Here is a 20,978-nt window from a genome sequence, read left to right as displayed (position 1 = left end):
CTCATTTTTAAAGCTCAATCTGATTTTTAGTAAATCCGATGTTCAGGCTAGTTAACTTGGCAAAGTTCCGCCCCTTATTCGTTGAGGAGGCCACAAAGATGCGTTTTGATGAAGCTTATTCAGGCAATGTATTTATTAAAAGTCACCCTAGTTATGAAGAATCGGAAGCAGTCCTTTATGGAATGCCAATGGACTGGACTGTCAGCTTCCGTCCTGGTTCTCGTTTTGGTCCAGCACGTATTCGTGAAGTATCAATCGGTTTAGAGGAATACAGTCCTTATTTAGATCGAGAATTAGAAGAAGTGAGATTTTTTGATGCAGGGGATATTCCGTTACCGTTTGGAAATCCGCAAAAAAGCATTGATATGATTGAAAGCTATATCGACGGATTACTTGAAGATGGTAAATTCCCGCTTGGAATGGGCGGCGAGCATCTTGTGTCTTGGCCGGTCATTAAAGCAATGTATAAAAAGTATCCGGACATGGCGGTTATTCATATGGATGCACATACGGATTTACGCGAAGATTATGAAGGTGAGCCGCTTTCACATGCAGCAATCATCCGTAAAGCAGCTGATTTAATCGGTCCAAAGAATGTGTATTCTTTCGGCATTCGTTCCGGCTTAAAGGAAGAGTTTGAATGGGCGAAAGAGCAAGGGATGCACATTTCGAAGTTTGAAGTTCTAGAGCCATTGAAAGAAGTATTACCGAAGCTTGCAGGTCGTCCTGTCTATGTAACCATTGACATTGATGTATTAGACCCTGCACACGCACCAGGTACAGGTACAGTTGATTGCGGCGGCATTACGTCGAAAGAATTATTAGCGGCGATTCACGCAATTGCTGGTTCGGACATTAAAGTGGTAGGCTGTGACTTAGTCGAAGTAGCACCTGTTTATGACCCCTCCGAGCAAACAGCTAACACAGCAAGTAAGCTGATTCGTGAAATGATTTTAGGATGGGTTCAAAAAAAATAATCATGATGTGTATCAAAACTCTACAAAGACTTTTGTTTCTCTGTAGAGTTTTTTTATATAAGGCTCGTTTATTTCACGTGAAATCGAAGTTGAAACTTCGCTTCAGAATCTTTATACTTAAAAAGTTAAGGATGACGCCATGAAGGAAGTGTTTTTTTGTCTCTTCATCATATAAATAAACAAAAAGTTAAAGTAACTCTCCAAACGAAAATCACGTTTGGTCAAGATACAGAAACGTATGAACTCATTACCTTTGGGACAAGTGTGTACAAAGGAGATACGTTATACATTCAATATACTGAAGAAAACGAAGCGGGTTCGACAAATACAACGGTTAAGCATAAAGAAAATGAAACATTACTGCTTAGAAGCGGTGTGTTTAAAATGCGTCAAGTATTTCGTTTAAACGAATTAACAGACGGCTACTATGAAAGTATATATGGCCGGCTTGGAACGCAGACGAAAACGAAAGTACGCAGTTATCATTGGGATGAACAAGCAAGAGAAGGGAAGCTTATGTTGCGTTATACATTACAGATGCAAGGAAGCGAGCCTGGGCAATATGAGATGAAGATTTCTTATAAGGAGGAAACAGCGAAATGAACGTTGTAGAACAAGTGCAAGCAAAGTTAAAAGAAGAAATTAAAGCAGCTGTCTTAAAAGCTGGCCTAGCAACAGAAGAACAACTGCCAGATGTTATTTTAGAATTGCCAAAAGATAAAGCAAATGGTGATTATTCAACCAATATGGCGATGCGCCTAACAAAGACTGCAAAAAAAGCACCAAAAATGATTGCGGAAGAATTAATTGCGAACTTCGATCAATCTAAAGCATCGATTGAAAAAATTGAAATTGCGGGCCCAGGTTTTATTAACTTTTATATGAATAATTCATATTTAACGGAGCTTATTCCGGTTATTCTTGAAGCGAAGGATGCTTACGGTGCAAGCGATTTTGGAAAGGGCGAGAAAATTCAGGTAGAATTTGTTTCGGCAAACCCAACTGGTGATCTACACCTAGGACATGCTCGCGGGGCAGCTGTAGGGGATTCATTATGTAATGTGTTAGCGAAAGCAGGCTATGATGTATCTCGTGAATACTACATTAATGATGCTGGGAATCAAATTAATAACTTAGCTCTTTCAGTAGAAGCGCGTTATTTCCAAGCGTTAGGCATCGATAAAGAAATGCCTGCCGATGGTTACCATGGGGAAGATATTATCGGGATTGGGAAAAAGCTTGCTGAGGAGTTTGGCGACAAGTATGTGAATGTGGATGAACAAGAACGTTTCGATTTCTTCCGTGAGTACGGTTTAAAATATGAAATGGCTAAATTAAAGCAGGACCTTGAAAACTTCCGTGTCGGTTTTGATGTATGGTATTCAGAAACATCTCTTTACCAAGATGGAAAAATTGATGCTGCACTAGCTGTCCTAAAAGAAAATGGTCATATTTATGAGCAAGATGGAGCAACTTGGTTCCGTTCAACGGAGCTTGGTGACGATAAAGACCGCGTGTTAATTAAACAAGATGGTTCTTATACGTATTTAACACCAGATATTGCTTACCACCGCAATAAATTAGAGCGCGGTTTTGAAACATTAATTAATATTTGGGGAGCGGACCATCACGGGTATATCCCGCGTATGAAAGCGGCTATTGAAGCGCTAGGATACAATCGCGAGCAGCTTGAAGTGGAAATTATTCAGCTTGTACATTTATATAAAAACGGCGAGAAAATGAAAATGAGTAAACGTACAGGTAAAGCCGTGACGATGCGTGATTTAATTGATGAAGTCGGTTTAGATGCAACGCGCTACTTCTTTGCAATGAGAAGTGCCGATACGCATATGGATTTTGACTTGGATCTAGCTGTTTCTCAATCAAATGACAACCCAGTATACTATGCACAATATGCGCATGCTCGTATTTCAAGTATTTTGCGTTCAGGTGCTGAACAAGGCATTAGCTTTGAAGGAGTTACGGATTTCACTGCGGTTTCTTCTGAAAAAGAAATTGAACTGTTGAAAAAGCTAGGAGAATTCCCTCAAGCTATTGCAGAAGCAGCGGATAAACGGATGCCTCACCGCATCACGAACTATATTTTTGACTTAGCATCTACATTCCACAGTTTCTATAATGCGGAGAAAGTATTAGATGCAGATCAGTTGGACAGAAGTAAAGCACGCTTAGCGCTTGTTAAATCTGTTCAAATTACATTGAAAAATGCCCTAGCACTAATCGGCGTATCTGCACCAGAGAAGATGTAAAAGAAAAGCGGAAGCGGCTCGACCAGCTTACGAAAAAACGGACAAACACCAAAATGGTTTGTCCGTTTTTCTATTTCCATATAACACTGCCGCCGCTTACTCTTTTAACACCGCGAATTTTAGTTATGTCTTCAACTAACTGCAGCATCGCTTGATCCTTCATTTTAGCCTCAATCATGAAATCCACATCTTGTCCAAGTTCTTGTAAAGCTTTGAATAAGGGCTTAAGAAACTCAATATCCACAAAATCAGCATGTGAGCGAAAGGCTGTTTCTGATTTTGGAGAAGAAATATGAATTTTCGGTACTACATTCGTATGCTTCCAAGTGGAAAAAACATCATAAAGTAAGTCTGTAAGCGGCACCTCACATAAATTGGCCATATGATGATGATAGTCAAATACAAGTGGAATTTGTTCCTTCTGACAAATATGGAACGTTTCGAGTGCGGTATACGTTTTATCGTCATTTTCTAATGTCATCTGCGCTTTTACTTGTTGGGGAAGCTGTTTTAGATTTTCATGAAAACGAGCAGTAGCTGCAATCTTATCCCCATAGGCGCCGCCGACATGAATATTGATATAGGACTGCTTTTCTATGCCCATTGCTTCAAGCATTCGATAATGAAAGGTCATATCTTTTACTGCATTTTTTGTTATGTGGGGCTGCGGACTTGTAAACAGCGTAAATTGATTAGGGTGGAAGCTAACACGCAAAGCATGCTGTGTAATCCAATCGCCGAGCTCCTTCCATTCTTGTTCAAACGGAGTGACAAAATCCCACTCAATATCAGGATGTGTCGCTAATGGAACAATTGAACTCGAAAGACGATAGAGTTCGATTTGATGAGCGGTATTGTAATATAAAATACGCCGTGTATTTTCGATATTTTGCTTCGTCACGTTAAGCAGTTTTGACAGCCCTTCTTCTTGACCTAGAGTTGTGAATCGCTTAAAGGTCAAAGTTTTAGCAGGGGAGGCCTCCCATAAACAAGTAGCATTGGCCACATAACCGAAGCGGATTTTCATCTATGATTCTCTCCCTTTGTTAGGTTATGCTCAAAGGTGAGGCTGTTCCAAAGGTCTTGAAAATGGCTTTCGGGGCAGCCTTCCCGTTTAGTTGAATAATCATTCTTCTTATATAATTTCTTTTTACCGTTCTCAAAAAGTGTGTGTAAGGATAAAATTCTAGAAATCTGGCCAGGGAATGTCCTTCATAGGAGCCATGAAGGACAAAATTCAGGAATCGGACAAGGGAAATGTCCCTCATCGGGGCCATGAAGGACAAAATTCAGGAATCCAGCCAGTAAAATGTCTTTCATCAAAGCCATGAAGGACAAAATCCAGGAATCCAGCCAGTAAAATGTCTTTCATCAAAGCCATGAAGGACAAAATCCAGGAATCAGACAAGGGAAGTGTCCTTCATCAGAGCCATGAAGAACAAAATCCGGCAATTAGACAAGGAAGATGTCCTTCATTAGAATCATAAAGGAACCCCCACTGATGGAAGTTCCAATTTATCGAAAAATTGTTTAACAAAGCGATTTATAAAAAGGGTGATAAGTAAAAGGCGATTGCTTCTTTTAACTTGTGAAATGCATTAGGTTTTTTATAAGCTTTCTCATTAATTGGAGCGGATTCAGTAATGTCGACTTCTACATACTTTTTGGTCTGTTCAATCGATATGGAATCGAATAGTAAAGCATTAATTTCACTATTTAAAAATAAACTTCGCTTATCGAAATTGGATGTTCCGATATCGCTGATTTGATCATCAATCAGCATCACTTTTGCATGATAGAAACCTCTATGAAATTGTAAAATGGTGGCTCCTTCTTTTTCTAATACACGAAAATACCGATAGGAGGCTTCTTTAACCAAAATATGGTCCGTTGTTTTCGGAACAATAATCGTTAGAGCAACGCCTTTATGAAGCGCTTGTCTTAGTTTATTAAATAATCTTTTACTTGGAATAAAGTAAGGCGTACCAATCACGATTTTTTCTTCTGCCTGGTCAATAAGATCCAGGAATATTCCTTCTACTCCCCAGCCATCTGTTACGATTAGCTGCTGTTTTTGGGTACCAGGCGAAAGTGGTGGAAAATAATGTGGATGTATGCGTAAATCCTCTTTCGTAGCCATGTACCAATCGGTTAAAAATGTACTTTGCACATCCTGGACAGCTTCACCCTTTATTTTTATATGATAATCTCGCCAAGGATTTAGCTTGTTATCTTGATTGACATATTCTTTTGCAATATTTAATCCACCTAGATATCCAATTTTCCCATCAATTACGGTAATTTTTCTATGGTTCCGTCTTTGTAATGTATAAAAAAAGAACGGAAATCGCGGTTTGAAGCAATAGGAAAAATGTACGCCGCTTTGTTTTAATTCCCGAATAATTTTTTTAGACAGTTTATGGGCACCTACCCAGTCTACTAACAAACGAACTTCCACATTGCTTTCGGCCTTTTGTTTTAAAAGCGCAACGAATTGCTGACTGAACTGATCATTTTTAATAATATAAAACAAAATATGAATATGTTTTTGTGCATGTTCGATTTCTGTAAATAAGTCATAGAACAGCTTTGGTCCTGAATTAAAAATTTTGATATTGCTTCGACGTAGCGGATACGTTTTTTTCTTCGTTTTTTTTCGATGTTGTGCTTGGCCCCACTTATAATCAATCCACAATAGAATAAGTATGATGAAGATGATGAAGGCTATCGTTCTAGCAATTTCCAACGATATTTCCCCTTTTTAACCAATTTTTATGTACTAATAATCCTTTAAGTTAGATGAAGCGCAAAGTCTGAAGAGCAAAGAGTAACTTTCTTATTTATTGATTTTTTCCAAAAAAGCCATTTCATAACCAAAGAAAAAAATGTAAAAAATTCAAAAAAGTGATTGACTGAATGCTCATTCATTATATAATAGAGGTAACAGTTAATTTCTTAAAAATACCATTTATACAAAAAAACAGAATATATGGTATTTTTAAATTGTGTAAAATATGCAAAAGGGGGCGGAGTGTAGAAATGAATGGCTTACTGTGGATTAACTTAATTGCTACTCTACTTGTAACCGCTTACGGGGTAAGTTTGTTTGTCTACTTGTTAAAGACACGAACGGCTTATGTGAAGCTCGGTAAGAAAGTAGAATTTGACAATCGTGTAAAAGAACGACTCGAAAAAGTTAAAATCAACGTTTTTGGGCAAAAAAAGCTATTCAAGGATAAAAAGAGTGGTATCATTCATCTTTTTCTTTTCTATGGATTTATTCTTGTTCAATTTGGCGCGATTGATTTCATTATTAAAGGAATTAAGCCAGGGGCTCATTTGCCATTGGGGCCTGTGTATCCAATCTTCACTTTCTTTGAAGAGATTGTTACGCTAGCAGTGCTTATCGCTATTTTTGCTGCTTTTTATCGTCGTTATATTGAAAAGCTAGTTCGTTTAAAACGAGGGTTCAAATCAGGCTTAGTTGTTATTTTTATCATGGGGATTATGATTACAGTTTTACTAGGAAATGGAATGGCAATGATCTGGCATGGGCATGAAGCTGCATGGTCAGAACCTGTTGCTTCCAGTATTGCTTTTTTGTTTGGCTGGATGGGTGAAACTGCGGCTATTACAGTTTTCTACATAGCTTGGTGGTTGCATCTGCTTATTATTTTAACGTTCCTAGTATATATTCCACAATCTAAGCACTTCCATTTGATTGCTGGACCGTTGAATGTATATTTGAATCGTTTAGATAATCCAGGAAAGTTGAAAGCGATTAATTTTGAGGAAGAACCAGAAGATGAAGAAGCGGAAGTGTATTACGGTGCGAAACGCATTGAAGATTTTACGCAACTTCAACTTGTTGATTTATATGCTTGTGTAGAATGCGGGCGCTGTACAAATATGTGTCCGGCAACAGGAACAGGAAAAATGCTGTCTCCGATGGATATCATTGTTAAAATGCGTGATCATTTAACGAATACAGGAGCTGTTGTAACAGGTAAACAGCCGTGGGTTCCAACTTTTGTTTTTGGAAACGCAGAAGGAAACCAATTGGCAGCAGCAGCAGCAAATTCAATTGGTGCTCAAGAATCAGCTGCAGCAGCAGAAGTATATTCAAGGAGCTTAATTGGTGAGGTTATTACAGAAGAAGAGCTTTGGTCATGTACAACATGCCGAAACTGTGAGGATCAATGTCCTGTTATGAATGAGCATGTAGATAAAATCATTGATATGCGCCGTTATCTAGTGTTAACGGAAGGTAAGTTAGATCCAGATGCACAGCGTGCGATGACGAACATCGAGCGTCAAGGGAATCCGTGGGGCTTAAACCGTAAGGAAAAAGAAGACTGGAGAGAGCTGCGTGACGATGTTCATGTACCGACTGTGAAAGAAGCGAAGAAAGCTGGCGAAGAATTCGAATATTTATTCTGGGTTGGCTCTATGGGCTCTTACGATAGCCGGAGTCAAAAGATTGCCCTTTCTTTTGCGAAACTACTAAATGAAGCGGGAGTAAAGTTTGCTATTTTAGGAAATAAAGAGAAAAACTCAGGTGATACTCCACGCCGTTTAGGAAACGAGTTCTTATTCCAAGAACTTGCAAGCAATAATATTGCTGAGTTTGAGAAGAATGAAGTGAAGAAAATCGTAACGATTGATCCTCACGCTTTTAATATTTTCAAAAATGAGTACCCAGATTTCGGTTTAGAGGCAGAAGTCTATCATCATACTGAACTATTAGCGAAGCTTGTTCAAGAAGGGAAACTTGTACCGAAGTATGAAGTAAACGAGAAGATTACATTCCATGATTCTTGTTACTTAGGTCGTTACAATGAGGTCTATGACCCGCCAAGGGAGATTTTAAAATCGATTCCAGGTGTTACGCTTGTTGAAATGGAGCGGAAACGTGAAACAGGTATGTGCTGTGGTGCAGGCGGCGGTTTAATGTGGATGGAAGAAGAAACAGGACACCGTATTAATGTTGCTCGTACTGAGCAGGCTTTAGCGGTTAATCCATCAGTTATTAGTTCTGGATGTCCATTCTGTTTAACAATGTTGTCTGATGGAACAAAAGCAAAAGAAGTCGAAGAAAATGTAAAAACGTATGATGTAGCAGAATTATTAGAAAAATCCATCATTGGTGAATCCACAACTTTAGTGTCTTAAACAGTGGAATACCTGCTTCAATGGTCTATTGAAGCAGGTATCCACCAACTACTAACAATCTATCAGATTGCAATGTATGTTGAAAGTGTAATGAAAAACGCATAGACCCATTTTTTATGATGTCATTTTGAGCGAGCGTTCAGTCAGTTAATTTTCGGAATCTTTATAATATTTCGGAGGGGAATGATTTTAATGGGTAAAACAGTCATTGTGAGTGGAGTTCGAACACCAATTGGAAAGTTTAACGGTGGATTAGGCAGTTTAAAGGCGTCAGAACTTGGCGGAATTGTAATTAAAGAAGCGCTTGAGAGATCAGGTGTACCTTTTGATCAAGTAGATGAAGTCATTATGGGAAATGTATTACAGGCAGGGCAAGGTCAAATTCCGTCCCGTCAAGCTGCTCGTGCTGCGGGCCTTCCTTGGGATATTAAAACAGAGACGATTAATAAAGTGTGTGCTTCGGGCCTTCGAAGTGTTACACTAGCCGATCAAATTATTCGCTCTGGGGATGAGGAAGTGATTGTGGCAGGTGGTATGGAATCGATGAGCAATGCTCCGTACTTCATTCCAAAAGCGAGATGGGGTTTACGCATGGGCGATGCTGAATTAAAAGATTCAATGACTCATGACGGATTAAGCTGCAGCTTTACGGGTGTATCTATGGGGACATATGGAGACCAATCGGCAGAGGAATTCAAGCTATCCCGCGAGGCTCAGGACGAATGGGCATATCGCAGCCATCAAAAATCCATTGAGGCTATAGAAGGCGGCATCTTTAGAGAAGAGATTGTACCTGTTGAAGTTCCGGTCCGCAAAGGCCAACCGATTTTGATTGAAAAGGATGAGTCACCTAGAAAGGATACTTCACTTGAAGTTTTAGCTAAATTAGCACCGGCTTTTAATAAAGAAGGAACAATTACAGCAGGGAACGCTCCAAGTGTGAATGATGGAGCAGGTGCTCTTGTATTGATGAGTGAAGAACGGGCAATGAAAGAAGGAAAAACGCCTTTTGCTTATATTGTTGGTCATGCTGAGTTATCAATGGAAGCAAAGGATTTCCCAAAATCACCGGGCCTTGTCATCAATAAGCTATTAGAGAAAACAGGAAAATCTTTAGAGGAAATTGACTTGTTTGAGATCAATGAAGCCTTTGCAGCAGTGGCACTTATTACTGAGGAGATTGCAAAGGTTGATCCAGAGAAAGTGAATGTCAATGGAGGGGCCGTTGCACTAGGTCATCCGATTGGAGCAAGTGGCGCCAGAATTATTATCACCCTTATGCATGAACTAAAGCGTCGTGGCGGCGGGTTAGGAATTGCAGCGATTTGCAGCGGTGGCGGTCAAGGGGATGCTGTTTTAATTGAAGTACCAAAACAAGATTAATAGATTATTAATAATGGAGGCATACAGTCATGGCAATTAAAAGAATAATGGTCATTGGAGCGGGGCAAATGGGTTCAGGTATTGCCCAAGTATGTGCAATGGGTGGCTATCAGGTTATTCTACACGACTTACAAGAAGCTTTTGTAGAAAAAGGTCTAGCTACTATCACAAAAAATCTAGCTCGCCAAGTAGAAAAGGAAAAGATTACTGCAGAATTGCGAGATGCAACTTTATCAAGATTAACGCCATCAACTGATCTGCAAAATGCAGCAAATGTTGATTTAGTTATTGAAGCAGCTGTAGAAAATATGGAAATTAAGTCAAAGTTGTTTACGGAGTTAGATCAAATTGCTCCAGAACATGCTATTTTAGCAACGAATACATCATCATTACCAATTACAGAGATTGCAGCTGTAACAAAGCGTCCAACTCAAGTGATTGGCATGCATTTTATGAATCCAGTTCCAGTTATGAAGTTGGTAGAGATTATTCGCGGGCTGGCAACTGCTGATGAAGTATATGTGGCGATTGAAGAAATGGCTAAATCATTAGGGAAGACTCCGGTGGAAGTAAATGATGCTCCTGGATTTATATCGAACCGTATTTTGCTGCCAATGATTAATGAAGCGATTTATGCCTTATATGAAGGAGTAGCGACAAAAGAAGCTATTGATGATGTCATGAAACTTGGGATGAATCATCCAATGGGGCCGTTAACGCTTGCTGATTTTATTGGCTTAGATACATGTCTATACATTATGGAAACATTGCACGAAGGCTTCGGTGATGATAAATATCGTCCATGTCCATTGCTGCGTAAATATGTAAAAGCAGGCTGGTATGGCAAGAAATCAGGACGTGGCTTTTACGAGTATAACTAAGTCTTATATTTGATTTTCAGTGGGAGGAATATTCATGAAATTGCAATTTACGGAAGAGCAACAAATGATGCGGAATATGGTCCGTGATTTTGCTAGAGAACATATTTCTCCATTTGTAGCAAACATGGAAAATGGCGAATTTCCGCGCGAGGTTTTGTACAAAATGGGGGAGCTTGGTTTGATGGGTATTCCCATCCCGGAGAAATACGGCGGGGCTGAAATGGATTTCATGTCCTATATTATTGCGATTCATGAGATTTCAAAAGTAAGCCCAACAATCGGCGTTATTCTCTCTGTACATACGTCAGTTGGTACAAATCCAATTGTTTATTTTGGTACGGAAGAGCAAAAGCAACACTATGTACCGAAGCTTGCTTCAGGTGAGTGGCTTGGCGCTTTTTGTTTAACCGAACCGGGTGCAGGCTCAGATGCTGCAAGTTTGAAAACGAAAGCGGTAAAGGAGGGGGATTTTTACCGCATTAATGGTTCGAAAGTGTTTATCACAAACGGCGGAGAGGCTGATGTATACATTGTTTTTGCTTCGACTGATCCGGCCAAGGGCAGCAAGGGGATTTCGGCCTTTATTGTGGAAAAAGGGACACCTGGTCTAGTCTTTGGTAAAGATGAACACAAGATGGGACTTCATGGTTCAAGAACGCTGCAACTATCGTTTGAAGATATGCGAATTCCTAAAGCGAATTTACTTGGTCAAGAAGGAGAAGGGTTCAAAATTGCCATGGCGAACCTTGATGTCGGGCGAATTGGGATTGCTGCTCAGGCGCTTGGGATTGCCGAAGGAGCCTATCAACACGCTGTACAATATGCAAAAGAGCGCATTCAATTTGGAAAACCAATTGCTATGCAGCAGGGCATTGGCTTTAAGCTAGCTGATATGGCGACAGCAATCGAAGCATCTAGACTACTAATCTATCAAGCTGCATCTCTGCGCGCACAAGGGCTGCCATGCAGCAAGCAAGCTTCGATGGCAAAGCTGTTTGCTTCTAAAACAGCGGTGGAAGTGACAACTGAAGCTATTCAAGTGTTTGGTGGTTATGGATATACGAAAGAATATCCTGTGGAACGTTATTTCCGTGATGCAAAAGTAACAGAAATTTATGAAGGAACAAGTGAAATTCAACGAATAGTTATTAGTAAACATCTATAAAAAATTACATTTATTGGGGGAAAAGATTATGCAATTTAAATTAACAGAAGAACATGAAATGATTAGAAAAATGGTTCGCGATTTTGCGTTAAATGAAGTAGCGCCAACAGCAGCTGAGCGTGATGAAGAAGAGCGTTTTGATCGTGAAATTTTTGATAAAATGGCGGAGCTTGGTTTAACAGGTATTCCTTGGCCAGAACAGTACGGCGGTATCGGCAGCGATTATTTAGCATACTGTATTGCAATTGAAGAACTATCAAGAGTATGTGCTTCTACAGGTGTTACACTATCTGCACATACATCACTTGCAGGTTGGCCAATTTATAAATTTGGCTCTGAAGAACAAAAACAAAAATATTTACGTCCAATGGCGCAAGGTGAAAAAATTGGTGGGTACGGTTTAACAGAACCAGGTTCAGGTTCAGATGCAGGCGGCATGAGAACAACAGCTAAACTAGTTGGCGATGAATATATTTTAAATGGCTCTAAAATCTTTATCACAAATGGTGGTATTGCGGATACATATGTAGTGTTTGCACTAACAGATCCAGAATCTAAACAAAAAGGAACAAGTGCATTTATCGTTGAAAAAGACTTCCCAGGCTTCAGCGTAGGGAAAAAAGAACAAAAATTAGGTATTCGTTCGTCTCCAACAACAGAAATCATTTTTGAAGATTGCCGTGTACCAAAAGAAAACTTACTAGGGCAAGAAGGTGAAGGGTTCAAAATTGCGATGATGACACTTGATGGCGGTCGTAATGGGATTGCTGCTCAAGCAGTTGGAATCGCACAAGGAGCAATGGATGCTGCAACGGATTACGCGAAAGAGCGTGTTCAATTTGGAAAGCCAATTGCTCTTCAACAAGGAATTGGTTTCAAATTAGCAGAGATGGCAACAAACATTGAAGCAGCTAGACTATTAACATACCAAGCTGCATGGTTAGAATCTGAAGGTCTACCATACGGGAAAGAATCTGCGATGTCTAAACTGTTTGCAGGTGACACAGCAATGAAAGTAACAACAGAGGCTGTTCAAGTATTCGGCGGCTATGGTTATACAAAAGATTATCCAGTAGAGCGCTATATGCGTGATGCGAAAATCACTCAAATTTATGAAGGAACACAAGAAATTCAAAAGCTTGTTATCTCTAGAATGGTTACAAAATAAATAGAATAAGTGAGCAGTTATCCGGCTTTAAGCATAGCGCCGGGTAACTCCCTTTATAAAGGAGAGGGAGGATGGAGAAGAGAGAGGTTCATGCATCTGTTAAGGATGAGCAGCTTGTCGAGAAGCGGCGGAAGCAAATGATTAAGGGTGCTGTAACTCTTTTTCGCGAAAAGGGCTTCCATCGAACAACTACTCGAGAAATTGCTAAAGCGGCTGGGTTTAGTATTGGCACTCTTTATGAATATATTCGCTCAAAGGAAGATGTCTTATATCTCGTGTGCGATTATATTTATGAACAATTTCAAGAAAATTTACAAGAAGAATTTCATAAAAGTGACGGCACACTTGAAGGGTTAAAGCGATCGATTGCTTACTTCTATCAATCTATTGATGAAAGACAGGATGAAGTGCTTGTCATGTATCAAGAAGTGAAAGCACTGACAAAAGATGCTTTATCCTATGTATTAAAGAAGGAGCTCGAAATGGTCTCCATATTTGAGCAACTGATTCAACAATGTGTCGACAAAGGTGAAATTGAATTAAATGAAAAAGAAGTATATCTCATGGCTCATAACATTTTTGTACATGGGCAAATGTGGAGTTTTCGCAGATGGGCATTGAATAAAACGTACTCTTTAAAAGAGTATATTGAGCTTCAGACGGAATTAATGTTAAAAGGTATATCGAACAAGGAAAGTATCGAATCTAAAACATTTTAATGAGGGGGAGTCCCATGAGTGAGATAGAAGTATATAAACCAAAGCACCATATTCGTTTTGTTACAGCATCTAGTTTATTTGATGGTCATGATGCATCGATTAATATTATGAGACGTATTTTACAATCGAGCGGAGTAGAAGTTATTCATCTAGGTCATAACCGTTCTGTTGAGGAAGTAGTCAATGCGGCAATTCAAGAGGATGTACAAGGAATTGCGATGTCCTCTTACCAAGGCGGACATGTTGAGTATTTTAAATATATGTATGATTTGTTGAAGGAAAAGGGAGCATCGCATATTCGGATTTATGCGGGTGGCGGAGGCGTTATTATCCCTCGTGAAATTAAAGAACTGCATGACTATGGAATTGCAAGAATTTTTTCTCCTGATGATGGGCGGGAGTACGGCCTTCAAGGGATGATTAATTTAATGCTTCAGGAATGTGATTATTCAACAGTTCAATCGTCATTGCAAAATCGTTTTGATCAGCTTTTGGCTGGCGATGTAAAAGCAGTTGCGCAATTTATTACCTTTGCTGAGAATAAGTTGGATACAGTTTGCGAATCAGCGGCTACAATAGAAAGCCTCCTTGAACAAATTAAGACATCTGAGCAAGCGGTTCCAGTTCTCGGTATTACAGGAACAGGCGGTGCAGGAAAAAGCTCCTTAACAGATGAATTAATTCGTCGTTTCCTTAATGAAGTACCTGATCGACAAGTTGCTGTTCTTTCGGTTGACCCGACAAAGCAAAAAACAGGCGGGGCTTTACTTGGTGACCGAATTCGAATGAATGCCATTTTCTCAGATCGCGTTTATATGAGAAGTTTAGCTACGCGAAACTCCAGAACAGAGCTTTCCTTAGCTATTAAGGATGCCATTTCAGTTACAAAGGCAGCTGGCTTTGACTTAATCGTTGTAGAAACGAGCGGTATTGGTCAAGGTGATGCTGAAATTGCAGAGATTTGTGATGTAGCAATGTATGTGATGACGAGCGAATTTGGAGCCCCTTCACAGTTAGAGAAAATTGATATGATTGATTATGCTGATTTAATTGTTATTAACAAGTTCGAGCGCAAAGGTTCAGAGGATGCGCGCAACCAAGTTCGTAAGCAATATCAAAGAAGCCGTCAGGAGTTTGACCGTGATTTAGCTGATATGCCTGTCTATGGTACAATTGCCTCTCAATTTAATGATGAAGGAACAAATGCCTTATTCGCTGCATTAATTGAAAAATTAAATGAGAAAACAGGTGTACAATGGAGCACTCGCTTTACAAAGAAAGCGGAAGTTCATAAGCAAGACGTGATTATTCCAACAGATCGTCGTTACTATTTACGAGAAATTAGTGAAACGGTTCGTTCATATCATAATCAATCAGAAGAGCAAGCTAGAATTGCCCGAAAAGTATTCCAACTAGAAGGTGCAATAGCAGCTGTTCAAGACCGTGAGAACAATGAAGGGGTAATCGCAGCTCTTGAAGCATTAAAAGAAGAAGCGGTCTCTCAATTAACTAACGAATCTAGGAAAATTTTAGCGGGTTGGCAAGCGCTTAAAGAACAGTATGCAGGCGAGAAATTAATCACGAAGGTCCGTGATAAAGAAATTGTTACACAATTGCAAACGAAAAGTCTTTCAGGTCTGTCCATTCCAAAGGTTTCGCTTCCAAAGTATGAAGATTATGGTGAAATCTTGCGCTGGGTTTATCGTGAAAATGTACCAGGTGCTTTCCCTTATACGGCTGGGGTTTTCCCGTTCAAACGTGAAGGGGAAGATCCGAAGCGTCAATTTGCTGGAGAAGGGCCGCCTGAACGAACAAATCGCCGTTTCCATTACTTATCGAAGGATGATGATGCGAAGCGATTGAGTACGGCTTTTGACTCCGTAACTCTTTATGGAGAAGATCCAGATTATCGTCCGGATATCTTTGGGAAAATCGGGGAAAGCGGTGTTAACGTTTGTACGTTAGATGATATGAAAAAATTGTATGATGGCTTTGATCTTTGTCACCCGTCTACATCCGTGTCGATGACAATTAACGGGCCTGCACCAATTATTTTAGCGCTATACATGAATACAGCCATTCACCAACAAGTAGAGAAAAAGGAGCAAGAACTAGGTCGTAAGTTGACGGAGCAAGAATATGCAGAAGTAAAGGCATATACATTGCAAACGGTGCGTGGAACGGTTCAAGCGGATATTCTAAAAGAAGATCAAGGACAAAACACATGTATCTTCTCTACAGAGTTTGCATTGAAATTGATGGGTGATATTCAAGAGTACTTTATTAATAATAAAGTGAGAAATTACTACTCTGTATCTATTTCGGGGTATCATATTGCAGAAGCTGGAGCGAATCCAATTTCTCAGCTTGCATTCACGCTTGCGAACGGTTTGACATATGTCGAGTATTACTTGAGCAGAGGCATGAATATTGATGACTTTGCACCAAACTTATCGTTCTTCTTCTCTAACGGGCTTGATCCGGAGTATACAGTAATTGGGCGTGTGGCACGCCGAATTTGGGCAACGGTAATGCGCAATAAGTATGGAGCAAATGAACGAAGCCAAAAGCTGAAGTACCATGTTCAAACGTCTGGTCGCTCACTGCATGCTCAAGAAATTGACTTCAATGACATTCGAACGACTTTACAAGCGTTAATGGCTCTTCAAGACAACTGTAACTCATTGCATACAAATGCCTATGATGAAGCGATTACAACGCCAACGGAAGAATCCGTTAGACGTGCTATGGCTATTCAAATGATTATTACGAAAGAACATGGTCTTTCTAAAAATGAAAATCCGCTGCAAGGAGCATTTATTGTAGATGAATTAACGGACCTAGTGGAAGAGGCTGTTCTTCAGGAGTTCGATCGAATTAACGATCGTGGCGGCGTGCTAGGAGCAATGGAAACACAGTATCAACGTGGGAAAATTCAAGAAGAGTCAATGACCTATGAAATGAAAAAACATAGTGGAGAGTTACCAATCATTGGCGTTAATACGTATTTAAACCCAAATCCTCCTTCTCTTGAAGAAATTGACAGCATGGAGATTGCTCGAGCAACGTACGAAGAAAAAGAAGGTCAAATCTTAAACCTTCGAGCTTTCCAAGAAAGAAATCAACCTCTATACGATGAGGCAATTAACCGTCTAAAAGCAGCAGCGTTAAATGGAGAAAATCTTTTCGCAGAGCTTATGGAAACGGTTAAAGTTGCAAGCCTTGGCCAAATTACTCATGCTTTATATGAAGTTGGCGGAAAATATAGAAGAAATACTTAAAAGGGAAGAAGGTTGTCGAATATGTTCGACAACCTTCTTTATTGTTGATTCATCAATCCTGTCCATCACATGGTCTTAAGAAAAGGCGTGTGAAACCGCGGTTTCGTACGAAATGATCCAAAAATCAACAGCGTTCTATAACAAAGTAAAGAAAAGAACAAGATGGTGTTTCACTATATATCATTTGTTTTGCAGCCTTTTCGATTATAATAGAGGATAAAACAGGGAATACCCCATTTGGGAGTTGAGAGATGTAATGAGACTGCTTATGATGATCATCGGCTGTGTGTTTACTTTGGTTGTTTGTATCACATTATATGAACATCAATTAGGAGCAATTGCCTTTCTAATTTTATCGATTATTTGTTTTGCAGCAGCTTATCGTCAAAGGAAAGTAAAGTAAGAGGAGTAAAATAGGGAAAAACTGTGAAAGTATTTAGATTGAACTAGCATAAACCTCTGCAATTTGTTTATAATGGTTTATATGTTTAGCTGGAGCTGTGCCTATCAAGTTCTAGTTAAATAGTTGATTAAAAGGCTAATTAATACTATTATTCAAAAGGCAACAATGTCATATAAAAGAGCCTATCAAAAATAGAATGGTTAAGTGAAGCTGTTTAAATAGAGAAGGGAAGTGTGTCATTTGAGTTTACAACAATGCTCAAAAGAACAATTAGCAGAAATGTCGTTAATTGAATTAGCATACGATTTATTAGTAGAGAAAAATGAGCCAATCTTTTTTAATGATTTAGTAGCAGAAATGGCTGCATTAAAAGGTGTATCAAAAGAAGAACTTGCGGCTAAAATTGCTCAGTTCTATACAGATTTAAATGTAGATGGTCGCTTTACTTCACTTGGGGAAAATCGTTGGGGATTAAAAATCTGGTATCCAGTGGATCAAGTGGAAGAAGAAGTTGTACATACAGATAAACCGAAAAAGAAAAAGAAATCGAAGAAGGCTGCAGCTGCTGTGGTTGACGGTTTCGATGAATTGGATGATGAAGAGTTAGAATTTGATGAAGATCTTGAGGATTTAGCAGAAGATCTTGATGATAGTGAAGATGACGATCTTCTTGATGATGATGATGACTTAGATGATGATCTTCTTGATGACGTAGACGAAGAAGACGATTTGGATGAAGATTTATTAAAAGATGAAGAATTTGAGTTGGATGAAGAAGACGAAGAAGAGGAAGAAGAAGAATTATTCGAAGATGAGGAAGATAAAAAGTAAAATAATCGGACTTGACTTTTGATGACGAAATTTGTAGAATCATTTTTGGGCTCCTTAAAAAGGACACAATGATGAATGATATCGCTCCCTTACAATAGTAGGTGGAGCGTTTTTATTTTTGGGTGTATTTTTTATGAGACTTTCGTTTGTTATGCCTTTTCACTAAATGAAATAGGTTAAAAAATGAATGGCGCTATATAACACAGTGTAATTGTCTTGTACTGCTTGGCCTGTAATGGGTTGAGTAAGTTAGTATAGGTAAAACAAGAGCTGCTAGTATATATACAGCTTTTAATCGGTAATGGACTACAGATGATGGAATGAACAATGACATCATTTTTTTATTTTTTCAAATGAATTTTTCAAAGAAGTAGAAACTAGGTAGGAAGCCGAGTGGAAGTTGTAGGATGAACAGAGGATGTGCGCGTTGCTGGGTAAGCATCTGAGCAGTAATTAAATGAACAGCATTGGTTGATAACTTTAAGAGGAGGACATATCATGACCAAATATATTTTTGTAACAGGTGGAGTAGTTTCTTCCCTAGGTAAAGGGATTACAGCTTCTTCTTTAGGGAGACTTTTAAAAAATAGAGGATTAAATGTAACCATTCAAAAATTTGATCCATACATTAACTTGGATCCAGGTACTATGAGTCCGTATCAGCACGGAGAAGTATTCGTAACAGATGATGGAGCAGAAACAGATTTAGACTTAGGCCACTATGAGCGTTTTATCGATATTAACCTAGGTAAACATAGTAACGTAACAACAGGTAAAATTTACTCAACTGTGTTGAAAAAGGAACGTCGCGGTGATTATTTAGGTGGAACAGTTCAAGTTATTCCACATATTACAAATGAAATTAAAGATCGTGTTTTCCGTTCTGGAAAAGAAACGAATGCTGATGTTGTTATTACAGAAATTGGAGGAACTGTAGGGGATATCGAGTCTCTTCCATTCCTAGAAGCAATCCGTCAAATTAAGAGTGATATTGGTCGTGATAATGTAATGTACATTCACTGTACGCTTGTTCCATATATCAAAGCAGCGGGTGAATTGAAAACAAAACCAACTCAGCATAGTGTAAAAGAACTTCGTAGTTTAGGTATTCAACCAAACATTATCGTTGTGCGTACCGAGCAACCTATTTCACAAGATATGAAAGATAAATTAGCGTTATTCTGTGATATTGACAAAGATTCTGTTATTGAATGTCAAGATGCAGATACGCTATACTCGATTCCACTTTCATTGCAAGAACAAAACATGGACCAAATCGTCTGTGACCATTTGAAATTAGATTGTGGTCAAGCGGATATGGAAGATTGGAAAGAGCTTGTAGCAAAAGTAACATCTCTTACAAAGAAAACAAAAATTGCTCTTGTTGGGAAATATGTTGAATTACAAGATGCTTACCTTTCTGTTGTAGAAGCATTAAAACATGCCGGCTATTCTTTCGATGCGGATATTGAAATCGATTGGATTAACTCTGAACATGTTACGAAAGAAAATGCGGCAGAATTGCTTCAAAGTGCAGATGGTATTCTTGTTCCGGGCGGTTTCGGTGACCGTGGAATTGAAGGGAAAATTGTGGCGATTGAATATGCACGTGTCAATAAAGTTCCGTTCCTTGGCATTTGTTTAGGTATGCAGCTAGCATCTATTGAGTATGCGCGCAACGTATTAAACTTACCGGATGCACATTCAGCGGAAATTAAGCCAGAGACAAAAAATCCAATTATCGACTTGCTTCCTGAACAAAAAGATGTCGAAGATTTAGGTGGAACGCTTCGTCTTGGATTATATCCATGTAAATTGACAGAAGGAACAAAAGCGTTTGAAGCATATAAAGAAGCTGTTGTTTACGAACGTCACCGTCATCGCTATGAATTCAATAATGAATATCGTCCACAGATGGAGAAAGCTGGTTTCGTCTTCTCTGGTACAAGCCCAGACGGACGTCTAGTAGAAATCGTAGAGTTGACAGATCATCCTTGGTTTGTGGCATCACAATTCCATCCAGAGTTTATTTCACGCCCAAATCGCCCGCAGCCGCTATTCCGTGACTTTGTTGGCACGGCATTACAACGCAGCGAAAACGCGTAAAAAATAACAAGAGGCTGTCCAATTGGGCAGCCTCTTTGTCTATTTATTCTCAGGAGGAATTCTGCTGATTCACTGATACTCCTGTAAAATTTCCTCTATGGTGAATTTAATGCCATAGTAAGCGAATAAAGCAATTAATAAAGTAGGGTAGCCGACTCGATTGCCTAATTCATCTGGAATTAATCCTCGTTGTACGCGTAAATCAATATGCACATCAGCAAGTGTAGCGAGAGAATCACCTTCTGCTTCAATAACGGTCGATACAGCAACAAAAGGAATGTCCGCTTGTTGTAATTGTTGTGCTAATCGAATGGCTTCCGGGTCGTTAGAGAATCGACTGAACAATAAGAAACGATCTTCAGAGCCGAGTGTTAGTGTTTCATCAAGATGATAGACCTTTGCTGCAGGTAAAGGTTCAACGCCACTTAGGGCCTCCCTCGTTACACCGTCCATTTCTTCAAATCCATATATATAAATGGATCCCTCACCGATAACGGCTTGAGCTAGGAGCCGAGCGGCATCTTCTATATTAAATTCTTCATGGTCCATCATTTTTTTAAATAACCCATTAATTTGAGTAGAAAATATTTTCAACATGGAGTATATAAGCTTCCTTTCATTT

The 20,978-nt window shown here is 39.2% G+C and carries 16 protein-coding genes; 13 read left to right on the top strand and 3 right to left on the bottom strand.

Translation table 11 applies throughout. The features are described 5' to 3' along the window. Positions 1 to 98: 98 nt before the first annotated feature. The 3 genes from speB to argS all read left to right on the top strand — a co-directional run bounded on the left by speB (position 99) and on the right by argS (position 3,247). Positions 99 to 977, top strand: a complete 879-nt coding sequence (gene speB / locus BAOM_RS22790; protein ID WP_127762237.1) for an agmatinase — start codon at positions 99 to 101, stop codon at positions 975 to 977. 156 nt (positions 978 to 1,133) lie between these two features. Next, positions 1,134 to 1,580 carry a YwiB family protein gene (locus BAOM_RS22785; protein WP_119116236.1) on the top strand — a complete coding sequence of 149 codons (447 nt, stop codon included), beginning with the start codon at positions 1,134 to 1,136 and terminating at the stop codon, positions 1,578 to 1,580. Further along, entirely contained in the window at positions 1,577 to 3,247 is a 1,671-nt protein-coding gene (gene argS, locus BAOM_RS22780; RefSeq protein WP_127762236.1) for an arginine--tRNA ligase, read from the top strand. Before BAOM_RS22785 ends, argS begins: the two co-directional genes overlap by 4 nt. Positions 3,248 to 3,317: 70 nt before the next feature. Here the strand turns inward: argS and uvsE are convergent, their stop codons facing one another. Next, complete coding sequence (gene uvsE / locus BAOM_RS22775) at positions 3,318 to 4,274, bottom strand: UV DNA damage repair endonuclease UvsE (RefSeq protein WP_127762235.1); 957 nt, start codon at positions 4,272 to 4,274, stop codon at positions 3,318 to 3,320. A gap of 516 nt (positions 4,275 to 4,790) precedes the next feature. Further along, on the bottom strand, positions 4,791 to 5,993 hold the full coding sequence (gene cls, locus BAOM_RS22770) for a cardiolipin synthase (RefSeq protein WP_257467502.1): 1,203 nt from the start codon (positions 5,991 to 5,993) through the stop codon (positions 4,791 to 4,793). Between the two features lie 293 nt (positions 5,994 to 6,286). Between cls and BAOM_RS22765 the strand changes: the two genes are divergently transcribed. From BAOM_RS22765 to BAOM_RS22725, 10 genes are all read left to right on the top strand, one after another. Beyond that, positions 6,287 to 8,419, top strand: coding sequence for a heterodisulfide reductase-related iron-sulfur binding cluster (locus BAOM_RS22765; protein WP_127762234.1), 2,133 nt, complete (start codon positions 6,287 to 6,289; stop codon positions 8,417 to 8,419). A 192-nt stretch (positions 8,420 to 8,611) separates the two neighbouring features. Continuing rightward, on the top strand, positions 8,612 to 9,802 hold the full coding sequence (locus tag BAOM_RS22760; RefSeq protein ID WP_127762233.1) for an acetyl-CoA C-acetyltransferase: 1,191 nt from the start codon (positions 8,612 to 8,614) through the stop codon (positions 9,800 to 9,802). Between the two features lie 29 nt (positions 9,803 to 9,831). Further along, positions 9,832 to 10,683, top strand: a complete 852-nt coding sequence (locus BAOM_RS22755; protein ID WP_127762232.1) for a 3-hydroxybutyryl-CoA dehydrogenase — start codon at positions 9,832 to 9,834, stop codon at positions 10,681 to 10,683. Positions 10,684 to 10,717: 34 nt separating this feature from the next. Further along, positions 10,718 to 11,848, top strand: a complete 1,131-nt coding sequence (locus BAOM_RS22750; protein ID WP_127762231.1) for an acyl-CoA dehydrogenase — start codon at positions 10,718 to 10,720, stop codon at positions 11,846 to 11,848. A 28-nt stretch (positions 11,849 to 11,876) separates the two neighbouring features. Continuing rightward, a complete protein-coding gene (locus tag BAOM_RS22745) occupies positions 11,877 to 13,016 on the top strand; it encodes an acyl-CoA dehydrogenase (RefSeq protein ID WP_127762230.1) in 1,140 nt (379 codons plus the stop codon). 71 nt (positions 13,017 to 13,087) lie between these two features. Continuing rightward, the gene (locus tag BAOM_RS22740) at positions 13,088 to 13,735 is read left to right on the top strand and encodes a TetR/AcrR family transcriptional regulator (protein ID WP_127762229.1); all 648 of its coding nucleotides are present in this window, start codon (positions 13,088 to 13,090) and stop codon (positions 13,733 to 13,735) included. Positions 13,736 to 13,749: 14 nt separating this feature from the next. After that, entirely contained in the window at positions 13,750 to 17,016 is a 3,267-nt protein-coding gene (icmF, locus tag BAOM_RS22735) for a fused isobutyryl-CoA mutase/GTPase IcmF (RefSeq protein WP_127762228.1), read from the top strand. Between the two features lie 256 nt (positions 17,017 to 17,272). After that, entirely contained in the window at positions 17,273 to 17,419 is a 147-nt protein-coding gene (locus BAOM_RS24685; protein ID WP_164853317.1) for a hypothetical protein, read from the top strand. Positions 17,420 to 17,650: 231 nt separating this feature from the next. Then, positions 17,651 to 18,250 carry a DNA-directed RNA polymerase subunit delta gene (rpoE, locus tag BAOM_RS22730; protein WP_306821282.1) on the top strand — a complete coding sequence of 200 codons (600 nt, stop codon included), beginning with the start codon at positions 17,651 to 17,653 and terminating at the stop codon, positions 18,248 to 18,250. 498 nt (positions 18,251 to 18,748) lie between these two features. Then, complete coding sequence (locus BAOM_RS22725) at positions 18,749 to 20,356, top strand: CTP synthase (RefSeq protein ID WP_127762226.1); 1,608 nt, start codon at positions 18,749 to 18,751, stop codon at positions 20,354 to 20,356. 69 nt (positions 20,357 to 20,425) lie between these two features. Here the strand turns inward: BAOM_RS22725 and BAOM_RS22720 are convergent, their stop codons facing one another. Next, the gene (locus BAOM_RS22720; protein WP_127762225.1) at positions 20,426 to 20,953 is read right to left on the bottom strand and encodes a DUF2529 domain-containing protein; all 528 of its coding nucleotides are present in this window, start codon (positions 20,951 to 20,953) and stop codon (positions 20,426 to 20,428) included. Positions 20,954 to 20,978 lie beyond the last annotated feature (25 nt).

Origin of the sequence: Peribacillus asahii (assembly GCF_004006295.1) — a bacterium.
GTDB lineage: Bacteria > Bacillota > Bacilli > Bacillales > DSM-1321 > Peribacillus > Peribacillus asahii_A.
The sequence above is the reverse complement of the archived record's forward strand: the minus strand, read 5'-3'. Positions and strand labels throughout refer to the sequence as shown.